This window comes from Pirellulales bacterium (assembly GCA_035656635.1).
Lineage (GTDB): Bacteria > Planctomycetota > Planctomycetia > Pirellulales > JADZDJ01 > DATJYL01.
Genome location: DASRSD010000043.1, coordinates 22,624 through 34,105, shown reverse-complemented (window position 1 = coordinate 34,105; position 11,482 = coordinate 22,624). Strand labels below are relative to the sequence as shown.

Sequence of the window (11,482 nt, the reverse complement as noted above, 5' to 3'; positions counted from 1 at the left end):
GGGCGGCAGTGCGGAGGGTGGTCGGAATCTTCTCCAGCATAACCCAGCGTGCGGTCTGGCGAAATCTTGCCGATTTTTCATTCTGGACTGATTTGGCAAGAGTATCCATAATAAATGGTGTCGTCATAGCCAAACAGCACGCTGGGATCGGCTGCCAGCAGGTTTTCGATGGGAGACCCAACTACCCAAAAACTTATCACGGCGGGTTTGTTATTTGCGGCCATGGCGGCGGTTACCGCCTTGGGTGCTTGGGTAGTGTCAAGGTTTCGCAATCGTAAGGTTGACGAAGGGCCGGTGCTCAGCGAACTGCTCAGCAATTTTCGGGAACTGCATCGGCAAGGTAAGCTTAGCGACCAGGAATTCCGAAACATTAAAACACTCTTGGCGGAAAAGATCCAACAGCAGGTAAAGGATAACAGCGAACAGGGTTAGACCGAATTACACTAGTTCACCAACAAGCGCGGTCAAAGCGCGCAAGCAAGTGTTGCCGTTCGGCGGAGAATTGCCGACGGTGAGTGTGGTACCGGACTATTTGTGACAGGTAAAGGAAACATAGCAATATAATTCGAGCGTGGACAAGGATGCCCCCGGCGCGACTGCGAACTTTCCAGTTCAAGCCACTCGAGCGACTCCGATGATTCAATCTTCTCCGCTCCGCAGACGGAACGGTGGGAGAGAACTCGAAAGGATGAGGCATGCCTAACGGGCGCGATATTAACATTGGCCGGCGCAGTGGTGGTCCGACTTCGACCGGCGGCAGTGGCGGCGGCACCACGAAGAAAAACGCATTTTGTTCCTTCTGTCGCAAAAGTTACCGCGACGTGGGGCCACTGGTGGAAGGCCCCGGCGACGTGTACATCTGCGGAGAGTGCATCGAGCTGTGCCAATCGATTTTGGATCAGGAACGCCGTCGCCGCGGCGCCACCAAGCAACTGTTCGCGCGCATTCCCAGCCCGCGCGAAATTGTCCAGCAGTTGGACGAATACGTCATCGGCCAGGAACACGCCAAAAAAGTTCTGGCCGTTGCGGTGCACAGCCATTACAAGCGATTGACGCTGGGCGCCGAGCCCAGCGACGTGGAAGTCGATAAATCGAACATCATGCTCTTGGGCCCGACCGGTTCCGGCAAGACGCTGCTGGCCCGCACGCTGGCCAAAATTTTGCATGTGCCTTTCGCCATTGGCGACGCCACCACGCTGACCGAAGCCGGCTATGTGGGCGAAGATGTGGAAAACTTGCTGCTCAAATTGCTGCACGCCGCTGATTTCGACATTGAATCGGCGCAGCGCGGCATTTTGTACATCGACGAAATCGACAAAATCGGCAAAACGAGCCACAACGTTTCCATTACGCGCGATGTCAGCGGCGAAGGCGTGCAGCAGGCGCTGCTCAAAATGCTGGAAGGCACCGTGGCCAACGTTCCGCCGCAAGGTGGCCGCAAGCATCCGGAGCAGCAATACATTCAGATGGACACCACCAACATTTTGTTCATCTGCGGCGGCACGTTCGTGGGGCTGGATGAAATTATCGCCAAGCGGCTGGGCAAGCGAACCATTGGCTTCGGCCAGCCCACCGGTGTGCGCGAAGATAAAGAATTGGGCGAGCTGCTGACCAGCGTGTGCAGCGACGATATTTTGGAATTCGGCATGATTCCAGAACTGGTGGGCCGCTTGCCGGTGATCTCGTCGCTCAAGCCGCTCGACGAACCCGCGCTAATCCGCGTGCTCACCGAGCCGAAGAACGCACTGATCCGCCAATATCAAAAGCTGTTCTCCATGGAAAACGCCGACCTCAGCTTTACCGAGCCGGCGCTACGGGCCATCGCGCATCGCGCGCTGGAAAAAGACACCGGCGCCCGCGGACTACGCTCCATCATTGAAGAAGTGATGCTCGACGTGATGTACGACCTGCCCGAAAATCAAGGCGCCCGCTATGTGGTGACCGAGCAGAACGTGACCGGCCGCGAGCGGATTTTCCCGCTGGTGGAAGAGAAGAAAAACAGCGCGTGAGGCAGCGCGTTTTCTAATAACCGGCGCCGGCCGACGAATAAAATGGCAGGAAACATCCGCCACTTTATTTCGGAACTGCCATGAATTGGTATGGGGCCAATACGGGGCTGTGGATTGCCTGGTGCATCTATTGGTTTGTGGCGGCCCGGTTCACATCGGCAACGAAGAAGACGGAAAGCTATTTTGAGCGCGCCCAGCATGTTTTGCCTTTAACGCTGGGTATGTTTTTGATTTTTCATGATCATCACGCGCCGTTTCTGTACCATACGCTCTATGAACGTATGCCCTGGGCCGCTGTAGGATCGGTGGTAACCGCAATCGGTTTATTGTTTGCGGTTTGGGCCCGCGTGTTTTTGGGGAAGTATTGGAGCGGAACGATTACGCTAAAGGAAGGGCACCGGTTGATTCGAGGCGGGCCGTATCGGCTGGTGCGGCATCCAATTTATACGGGCTTTGTGACCGGGGCGATCGGCAGCGCGATTACGATGGGAACCGTGGATGCATTTGTCGGCGCGGCGCTGATTGCCATCACGTGCGCGCTGAAAATTCGGCGAGAAGAACGAGTACTCACCGACGAATTTGGCGACGCTTATTTGCAATTCAAACGCGAAGTGCGCATGCTCGTGCCGTTTGTTGTTTAGCGCAGAGGGAATTTTAGCGCTGCGGATAGCCGGAAGGCCACACCTTCCGGACCGGATGCTGTGAGCATCCGGCTATCGCCGATACACTTTTGTCATACTTGCTCTACCGATTTCAATCTGGTGGCGGACCGAAACCACGACCACCCGGTGGTCCGCCGAAACCGCCTGGCGGTCCACCGCCCAAACGTCCCTGCGGGCCACCGCCGGGACCAGGACCGCCACCGGGGCCGGGACCGCCGAAGCCGCGGCCGCCGCCTTGCTGCATTTCCGATTTTCCCACGCCCCCTTTAATTTTGTCGCCGTCGTCTTTTTTCACATCCTCCGGCGTCAGGCCCATCACAATGTCGAACTTGGCCGATAGCTCGCCAATTTTAGAATCGGGCAGCGGCTTGAAATCGACCAGCACGCTATCCTTCGCCTTTGGATCGCGCATGCCGTTGAAGACGCCGTCGCGCTCGTTCTCCGGATTTCCCTTGATGAACAACTGCGTGGTGTAAATGCGCTGGCCGTTTTTGCTGATGCCGAAGTGAATGTGTGCCGTGCGGCCGGTATAATGCACCGGCTTGATGGTGCGGAAATAATAGCTGCCATCCGCTGCGGTCAGGAACCGCCCATAACCTTGGAAGTTTTTGTCGCGCTTGTCCTCGTTGCGGTCGTGCGAGTTCAAGTAAATGCCACTATTGTCGACCTGCCAAATTTCCACGTAAGCATTGCGGATGGGCTCGCCGGCGGCACTGAGAATGCGGCCGGCCAGGTGCGTAATTTCGCCGATGGCAGGGGTGAGCGAATCGTTGACAATGATTAAATCGTTATCGGTATCCAGCGGCAGCTTGTCGGGATAGAACGGTCCTTCGGTCAGCCGCGGCGTAATTTGCAAAGCCTCGGCAAAAGCTCCCCGCGCCGAAAAGGTTGAAAGCCCGCAGGTCGAAAACGCCGACGCTCCGGCAGCAACGCCTCCCAAAAATTGCCGCCGCGAATGGGGTCCATGCAACGATTTCATAAAAACTTCCTTGACTGTTCGCCCCATGATTCACCGGGGCAGTCCTACGCAAGCCCGGGCATTACCTTACTGTTGCCGCAGCCGGCCAAAGCTTGCACTGGCCGAATGTGCAACTGGCCGAATGTGCAACTGGCCGCTATCACGAAGAACACTATTCTGGGCACAAAGTTCCGGCGAAAATCCGACTTTTACTTGGCCAGCTTGAGCAGTACTTCAATGCCGCGTTCAATGGTCCGATTTTCCGCCGCGTAGGAAATGCGGAAATGCGTGTCGCGGCTGGAAAAAATCTTCCCGGGAATGATCAGCAGTTGATTTTCAATTGCCCGTTCCACGAATTCGCTGGCAGATTTGGCGCCGCTGCTTTCGGGCACTTTGGGGAAGATGTAAAATGCTCCCTCGGGCTGGGCGATTTCGTACACGCCGCGCAAACCCTCGATCAGCATGTCGCGCTTGTAACGGTAGGCGTCGATGTGCACTTGCATATCCAAGCCCAGTGCGGTCACGCAGGCCCATTGCGCCGGCTGCGGGGCACACACAAAGGTGTATTGCTGCAGCTTCATCATTTCGTCAATGACGGCGGCCGGACCGTGTGCAAAACCCACTCGCCAACCGGTCATGGCGAATGTTTTGGAAAATCCCTCGACCACAATCGTTTGTGGGTTGAACTTGGCCGGCGAGACGAATCCGGCGCCCTCACCCGACCCGCTCCCAGTGGAAGACGGCAGATAGCAAAACGTGCTGTAAATTTCATCGCTGATGAGCGCGATATTGCGCTCGGCGGCCAACTTGGCCAGTCCTTCCACTTCGGCCGGCGTGGCCACCACGCCCGTCGGGTTGGCGGGGCTGTCGAATAAAATCGCCTTGGTGCGGGGCGTAATGGCGGCGCGGACCTGATCCAAATCGAGCGTGAAATGGGGATACGTGTCGATCAACACCGCACGGCCCCCCATCAATTTCACCAACGGCTCGTAGGTGACAAAGTACGGATCGAACAAAATCACTTCGTCGCCGGGGTTCACCAGCGCCATCATCACCAGCAGCAAACCGCCGCTAGTGCCGCTGGTGACGAACACTTTTCGATCGGCGTGCTTGTACTGCGTCGCCAGTTGCGTTTGCAGCTTTTCAAGCAGCGGCGCAATGCCTTGCGTTTGAGAGTAACCGTTTTTGCGGTTCTCGACGGCCTCCACCATGGCCCGACGGGCCGGCTCCGGCACGTCGAAATCTGGCTGGCCGATGGAAAGATTGATGGGGTCTTTCATCTTCGCCGCCAGGTCAAACACCTTGCGGATGCCGGAGCTATCGAACGCTACAGAGCGAGAGGAGAGCCAGGAGTGCATGGTTTAAACCGAAAGAATTGTGCATTTCAAATCTTGGAAGCGAGCAAATCCCTTATCGAATGTCACAATTTCAAGACCAGCGACTTTTGCAAAGGCGGCCAGATAAGCGTCGGTCCATTTGCTCACTGAAAATGCCGCTTGTTGTGTGATTTCTCTCCAGGTGACCTCAATGCCTGCTAGTTCATCCCGATACTCGATAGATGGATCAGAGAGCATTAGATCATACTTGTTCCAGGCCGCCGCTGGCGTGAGAGCTTCACTACCAAACACGGTTGTATTAGTCGCCAAGCGCAAAAACCCTTGTTGGCTGATTCGAGAGAAAAAGCAAATCTCACCGACAAGACTATCGTACCACTGCTTGGCAGCACGATGATGCTCGTGAGACGCAAATGTGAGCGCGAGCCAAACGTTAATGTCCGGAAGCAGCATCTTCCTCGTCCATGATTTCAGCGATCCGCTCGCTGGTCAAATGAAGCGCTCCCGGACGATCACTGGATACGAGCGGAAATTGAACGCGCTTCATTTTGCGTTCCGTGGTTGCCGCAGGTTTATCTTGATACACGATAGTTACCGCCGCTCCCTCGGGCAACGACTGGTTGCCCTCCAGAACGACGACGCCATGATGTACGCGACCTTGGATGACCATACTCAAATTTTCCCTCGTCTACGAACGAAATCAAGTCCAATTGCGATGTGGTTGCTCGCAATCGTGGATTTAAGGCATTGGTTGCAGCCGAGGCAACGCCGGCAAGACAGAATTAGCCGCGAAAGGTTCGCCGCTTTTTCTTTCGATGCCGATCGTGGATAATTTGGGTTGCAGTGCTGGTTTCGCCCGACCGGCGCCAGCGGCCCGTCCCGACTGACATAAGCGGCCCGTCCCGACTGACACAGTCGGGCTATATAATATGTCCCAATCCGTGAATATGCCGATTGAATCCACCGCACAACACGAACCTTCGCTGCGCAACATTTCTGATACGGCCCGTTGGGTGGCGGTGTATCGGGCCCGGGAAACGGAGCGGGCCGATGCCGTGTTTCGCGATCCGTTTGCGGCCCGATTGGCCGGCGAGCAAGGGAAGCAAATTGCGGCCGGCTTTTCGTTGAGCGAAACGCACGCCTGGTCGTTCGTGGCCCGGACATTTTTGATCGATCGGTTTATTTCGCAGGAAGTTCAGCAGGGAGTCGACATGGTGGTGAATTTGGCGGCGGGGCTGGATTCTCGGCCGTACCGGATGTCGCTGCCGGCGCAATTGCGGTGGGTGGAAGTCGACTTGCCGGAGTTGCTCGATTACAAGGAAGAAATTTTGCAGCACGACCGGCCGGTGTGCCAATTGGAGCGCATACGGTTGGATCTGGCCGATGTGGACCAGCGGCGCAAATTGTTTGCCGATTTAGGCAGCCAGGCGAAAAAGGTGCTGGTGCTGACCGAGGGGCTGCTGATTTATTTATCGCCCGAGGAAGTCAGTAGCCTGGCGAAAGATTTGGCGCAGCCGGCGAGCTTTCGCAGTTGGGTGTTGGACTTGGCTTCGCCCGGGTTGTTGAAGTTGCTGCAAGCGGGAATGGGTCAGAAATTGGATGCCGCCGGCGTGCCGCTGAAATTCGGTCCTGAGGAAGGGCCGGAGTTTTTCCAGCGCGCGGGTTGGCGCGCGAAAGATGTGCAATCGCTGTTGAAGACCGCGGCGCGGTTGAAGCGATTACCGTTCAAGCTGCGCTTGGTGGCGCTCATTCCCGAATCGCGTCGGCCGTATCAAGGTGCGCGGCCCTGGTCGGGCATTTGCTTGATGCAGCGGAGTTGAAAACGCAGGCAGCTTGCTGGTCAACATGAACGGAGGGTGGCCTGGATCGAGCGCAGCGAGCCGCCGGGGATTCTTCGCTCGCCGGAGTCGCCCGATTGACACAGTCGGGCTATGTACAAATGCCCCCTATCGACCCGGTCCTGCCGTTGACAATGCCCAAGCGAGCGGGTTAAGTTTTTAGATTGGTTTTGTGGCAATCTTTCTGAAGAGTGTTCACCATGAGACGCGCAATTGTGCCTGTTCGATGTTTGCTGGCGTGTTTGGCTTGTTCGACCCTTTGCGGCCCGCGGGTTGCAACAGCGGCCGAGGCGCCGGCTGCCGGCAAAAACACGGTGCTGTGGATCAGCGTGGACGGCAACCGGGGCGATTATGTGGATCGTGGGCAATCGCCGTTTTTGAAAAGCTTGATGGAGCACGGCGCGTACACCAAGCAATTGGTTCCCATTTTCCCCTCGCTCACCTTTCCCAGCCACGTTTCGGAAGCGACCGGCGTAGGCGCAGGATTGCACGGCATTGTTTCCAACAAGTTCAAAGACACCAGCCTGGGTCAGGAATACAACATGCCCAGCGATCCTAACTTGCTGCAAGCGGAACCTATTTGGATTACCGCGGCGCGGCAAGGAGTGCGGTCGGCAGTGTGGGATTGGCCGCTTTCTCAAAAAGAAGACAAGTTGCCTGCCGGCTCGCCACATGCCACCATTTTCAATCCCAGCGATAAATTCGACCAGAATGAAACAGACACCCAGCGGCTGGAGAACCTGGTCGACGTGTATCGCAAAGATTTTGACGTTCCCAATCATCAGGAACCGCTGCGGCTGTTGATGGGTTATTGCTTTGCGATCGACCATGCCGGGCACGTCGCCGGGCCGGAAGCGGAAGCCACCACCAAGGCCGTTCATGAAGCCGACCAGGTTTTGCAGAAAATCGTCGAGGAAGTGGCAGATATTTTTCAGAAACATGCGCAGCCGGGAGATAAGCTGTACGTGCTCATTACCGCCGATCACGGCATGGACACGGTAAAAACGCTGGTCAACGCGCGGAAGTTGATCGGCGGCGCCGACGTGCCTGATTCAGTCGTCGTCGATACCAGCGGCAGCCTGGCGAACGTGTACTTGAACGATGTTCCCGGCCCGCAGCGCGACGCGGTCAAGCAGGCAATTATTGCCCGGCTGAAGGATGCCCCCTTTGTAAAATTCTGGCTGCGGGAAGATTTGCCCGAAAAATTTGCGTACGCAAACAACAGTCGCACGGGCGATATTGTGATCAACATGCAGGCGGGCTACGACTTTAGCACGCACATCGATGGAATAACCGCCCCGGCCGAATCAGACGCCCGCGCAATGAAAGGCATGCACGGTTACGATCCGGCCGAGGACCGGAAGATGCTGGGCTTTGCCGTGTTGAGCTGTTGGGGTTCCGAACTGCCCGGCAAAGATTTGGGCGAAGTGAGCACGTTGCGTTTGCATCCTACAGTGGCCAAGCTGTTGGGAATTAAGCCGGCCGCCGGCGCCAGCGCGCCAACGATTGAAGCAGTTCCCTGACGGGACCGGCGGCAATTTACCCGGCGCAACGCATTTTTCGGGGCGCAAAACATTGTGAATTTATTCAAGGACGGTATGCCATGAGTTCTATTTCCGCATCGACCGGACAGGGCTTTGTTCCCCCCTCGACCAGCGCCGCCGACAACACCGCGGTGCGCAAGTTGCGGCTGTGGCCGGCGGTTGTGCTGGTAGCGGTGTTGTGGGCATCGTACGTCGGCGCCGACTATGTCGAAATGTCGATGTTCATTCGCTTTGCTTCGCGGTGGGGCATGTACGCCGTCGTGCTGTTGTGCTTTATCGTGTGGTGGATGTTTTTTAGCCGGGCGCGCTGGTCCGATCGATTTTTGGGACTGGCCGTGTTCATTGGCGGATCGATCATTGCCGGGTTGTTTGCCGACCGATCGACCACCGCCGGAATGGCGCTGCCGGGATTTTTCATGGCCGGCTTTCCCGTCGTGCTAACCGTGTGGGCGATTTGGCTGCTGATGGCCACCCGGTGGATCAAACTTTCGCCGCGCGCACAGCGCATTGGATTGTGCGCAGGCATTTTGCTTGGCTGGGGCTATTTTGACCTGGTGCGCTGGGAAGGGCTGGATGGCGGGCAGCATTCTGCGTTTGCCTGGCGCTGGCAGCCGACCTCGGAACAAAAATTCCTGGTCCAGCATGCTTCCGCCACGTCGGGCTCGGCGGAACCCGGTCTTGCGCTTCACTTGCGTCCGGACGATTGGCCCGAGTTTCGCGGACCGGAGCGCAACAATCAAGTTCACGGTCTGAAATTGGCGACCGACTGGCAGCAGCAGCCCCCCAAGCAATTGTGGCGCCAGCGCGTGGGACCGGCCTGGTCGAGCATGATTGTGGTCGATGGCCTGCTCTTCACGCTGGAGCAGCGCGGCGATCAGGAAGCCACGGTCTGCTATGACGTAGCCACGGGAAAAGAACGCTGGGCGCACACGGTGGATACGCGATTTTTTGAATCGCTTTCCGGCGCCGGTCCGCGGGGCACGCCTACCTTTGCCGACGGGCGGATTTATTCGCTGGGGGCCACGGGCAAATTGAATTGCTTGGATGCCGCCAGCGGCAAGCCAATTTGGTCGCACGATATTGTGGCCGATGCCCAGGCCGAAGCGGCGCCAGCGCCCTTTACCGCGCGGCAATGGGGATACTCCAATTCCCCGCTGGTCGTCAACGGATTGGTCATCGTCTTTGCCGGCGGCCAGCGCGATAAAAGTTTGCTTGCGTACCGCGCCGACACCGGCAAGCCGGCCTGGACCTATGCGGCCGGCAAAGATGGCTACAGCTCGCCGCAATTGATTTCGCTGGGCGGACAATCGCAACTGCTGATGCACAGCACCGGCGGATTAGTGGCGCTGGATCCCAGCACCGGCAAAATGCTGTGGCAGCGTCCCAGCGCCAACCCCATGTTTCTGCCCATTACGCAACCGCAAGCCGTGGGGGGCGAACAGTTGCTGACGCAATCGGAAAATGGAGTGCAGTTGATTAAGCTCACGTCAGACGGCGATCGCTGGTCGCCGGCGCAGCGGTGGGATTCCAAGGCGCTGAAACTCACGCTCAACGATTATGTTGTCTACGATGGCTGCGTTTACGGCTTCGACGACAACGTGTTTTGCTGCCTCGATCTGGAAACAGGCAAGCGCCGCTGGAAAGGGGGCCGTTATGGATCGGGCCAGGTGCTGTTGCTGCCCGATCAGCCGCTGTTGGTGGTGACCTCGGAAACGGGCGAGGCAATTTTGGTCGCTCCCAACCGCGAAAAATTAGAAGAACTGGGCCGCTTCCAGGCCGTTGAGGGAAAAACTTGGAATCATCCCGTCATTGCCGAGGGGAAGCTGTTTGTTCGCAACGCGGAAGAAATGGCCTGTTACGAACTGCCGCTGGCCCAGGTACAATAGCGTTTTCGCATTTTCTGGCGCCCATTCAGGCGGAAACGCATGGCCACGGCTTTGACCATCGAGCGGCTCCTGTTGAAAATGAAGGAAACGCAGGCTTCCGACCTGCACATTAAGGTGGGCTCTGCGCCCATCTATCGCATTGCCTCGAAGCTGCTGCATGTCGATGTCGGCGAGCTGACGGCCGAAGACACGCATCAATTGCTCTGGCCGCTGGTGCCGGAAAGCTTGCGCAGCCGCATCGATGCCGAAGGGGGCGTCGATTTTTCCCATCAGCCGGCGGCCGGAGAGCGCTATCGTTGCAGCGTGTTCCGCTCCGGCGGCGCCCTGCATGCGGCCATTCGCCGCGTGAATCCGCAAGTGCCCAGCTTTGAAGACTTGCACTTGCCCAAAGTGTACGAGCAATTCACCAGCGATGCCCACGATGGGTTGATCATCATTTGCGGCGTCACCGGCAGCGGCAAATCGTCGACGTTGGCCGCCATGCTGGAGCACATTAATGTGCACCGGCAATGCAACATTCTGACGATTGAAGACCCGGTGGAATATGCGTTCCACTCCAAGCAATCGTATTTCAGCCAGCGCGAAATCGGCATCGACGTGCCCGATTTTCCCACCGCCTTGCGCAGCGCCGTGCGGCAAGATCCCGACGTGATGATGATTGGCGAATTGCGCGACCGCGAAACCATTCTGGCCGGCATTCAGGCGGCCGAAACCGGCCACCTGGTGTTCGTCACGCTGCACAGCGCCGACACCATGCAGGCGTTTGCCCGGATGTTGGAATTTTTCGACGCCAAAGATCACCACTTCATTCGCACCAGCTTGGCGTCCAGCCTGCGCGCAGTGGCGGCCCAGCGCTTGGTGCCAACCATCAAGCCTGACGTGCATCGCGTGCCGGCCACGGAGGTGCTGCTGAATAACAGCACGGTGGCGGAGCGCATTCGCGAAGGGCGAGACGAAGAGCTTCCCGCCGTCATCACCGGCTCCGAGCAGGACGGCATGCACGATTTCAACAGCAGCCTGTACCGGCTGGTGCACGAAGAATGGATCGATCCGCACATCGCCGAGCAATTTGCTCCGCATCCGGGCGCGCTGCGTTCCCGTTTGCACGGCATCGAAGTCAAGGCAGATAATCTGATTTCCAAATTCCATAGCTAGCCGCGGCGGTTCCACCGCGAGGGTGGCCGGGCGCAAGGGTGGCCGGGGTCGAGGCCGCCGAGCCCCCGGAATTTCTGGCGAATGACCAATGACCAA

At 57.6% G+C, this 11,482-nt stretch carries 11 protein-coding genes; 7 read left to right on the top strand and 4 right to left on the bottom strand.

All coding sequences use genetic code 11. The features are described from left to right. Window positions 1-168 precede the first annotated feature (168 nt). The 3 genes from VFE46_03415 to VFE46_03405 all read left to right on the top strand — a co-directional run bounded on the left by VFE46_03415 (window position 169) and on the right by VFE46_03405 (window position 2,650). Window positions 169-432 carry a hypothetical protein gene (locus tag VFE46_03415; GenBank protein ID HZZ27032.1) on the top strand — a complete coding sequence of 88 codons (264 nt, stop codon included), beginning with the start codon at window positions 169-171 and terminating at the stop codon, window positions 430-432. A gap of 263 nt (window positions 433-695) precedes the next feature. Then, window positions 696-2,009 (top strand): ATP-dependent Clp protease ATP-binding subunit ClpX, encoded by a 1,314-nt coding sequence (gene clpX, locus VFE46_03410; protein HZZ27031.1) that lies wholly within the window; start codon window positions 696-698, stop codon window positions 2,007-2,009. Window positions 2,010-2,089: 80 nt separating this feature from the next. Beyond that, window positions 2,090-2,650: an isoprenylcysteine carboxylmethyltransferase family protein gene (locus tag VFE46_03405; GenBank protein HZZ27030.1), complete on the top strand. Its 561-nt coding sequence runs from the start codon at window positions 2,090-2,092 to the stop codon at window positions 2,648-2,650. Between the two features lie 112 nt (window positions 2,651-2,762). On the opposite strand, the gene VFE46_03400 is transcribed toward VFE46_03405, so the two are convergent. The 4 genes from VFE46_03400 to VFE46_03385 form a co-directional block, all read right to left on the bottom strand. Next, complete coding sequence (locus VFE46_03400) at window positions 2,763-3,650, bottom strand: protocatechuate 3,4-dioxygenase (protein HZZ27029.1); 888 nt, start codon at window positions 3,648-3,650, stop codon at window positions 2,763-2,765. A gap of 188 nt (window positions 3,651-3,838) precedes the next feature. Continuing rightward, window positions 3,839-4,987: an aminotransferase class I/II-fold pyridoxal phosphate-dependent enzyme gene (locus VFE46_03395; GenBank protein ID HZZ27028.1), complete on the bottom strand. Its 1,149-nt coding sequence runs from the start codon at window positions 4,985-4,987 to the stop codon at window positions 3,839-3,841. A 3-nt stretch (window positions 4,988-4,990) separates the two neighbouring features. Next, a complete protein-coding gene (locus VFE46_03390; GenBank protein HZZ27027.1) occupies window positions 4,991-5,416 on the bottom strand; it encodes a TA system VapC family ribonuclease toxin in 426 nt (141 codons plus the stop codon). After that, window positions 5,397-5,639, bottom strand: a complete 243-nt coding sequence (locus VFE46_03385; GenBank protein ID HZZ27026.1) for a hypothetical protein — start codon at window positions 5,637-5,639, stop codon at window positions 5,397-5,399. The genes VFE46_03390 and VFE46_03385 overlap by 20 nt, the downstream gene beginning before the upstream one ends. Before the next feature lie 253 nt (window positions 5,640-5,892). Here VFE46_03385 and VFE46_03380 point away from each other — a divergent pair, with 253 nt between their 5' ends. The 4 genes from VFE46_03380 (at window position 5,893) to VFE46_03365 (ending at window position 11,386) form a co-directional block, all read left to right on the top strand. Continuing rightward, entirely contained in the window at window positions 5,893-6,783 is an 891-nt protein-coding gene (locus VFE46_03380) for an SAM-dependent methyltransferase (GenBank protein ID HZZ27025.1), read from the top strand. Window positions 6,784-7,001: 218 nt separating this feature from the next. Then, the gene (locus tag VFE46_03375) at window positions 7,002-8,324 is read left to right on the top strand and encodes a nucleotide pyrophosphatase/phosphodiesterase family protein (GenBank protein ID HZZ27024.1); all 1,323 of its coding nucleotides are present in this window, start codon (window positions 7,002-7,004) and stop codon (window positions 8,322-8,324) included. Window positions 8,325-8,404: 80 nt separating this feature from the next. Beyond that, on the top strand, window positions 8,405-10,231 hold the full coding sequence (locus VFE46_03370) for a PQQ-binding-like beta-propeller repeat protein (protein ID HZZ27023.1): 1,827 nt from the start codon (window positions 8,405-8,407) through the stop codon (window positions 10,229-10,231). 39 nt (window positions 10,232-10,270) lie between these two features. Beyond that, window positions 10,271-11,386: a PilT/PilU family type 4a pilus ATPase gene (locus tag VFE46_03365; GenBank protein HZZ27022.1), complete on the top strand. Its 1,116-nt coding sequence runs from the start codon at window positions 10,271-10,273 to the stop codon at window positions 11,384-11,386. Window positions 11,387-11,482: the final 96 nt, after the last annotated feature.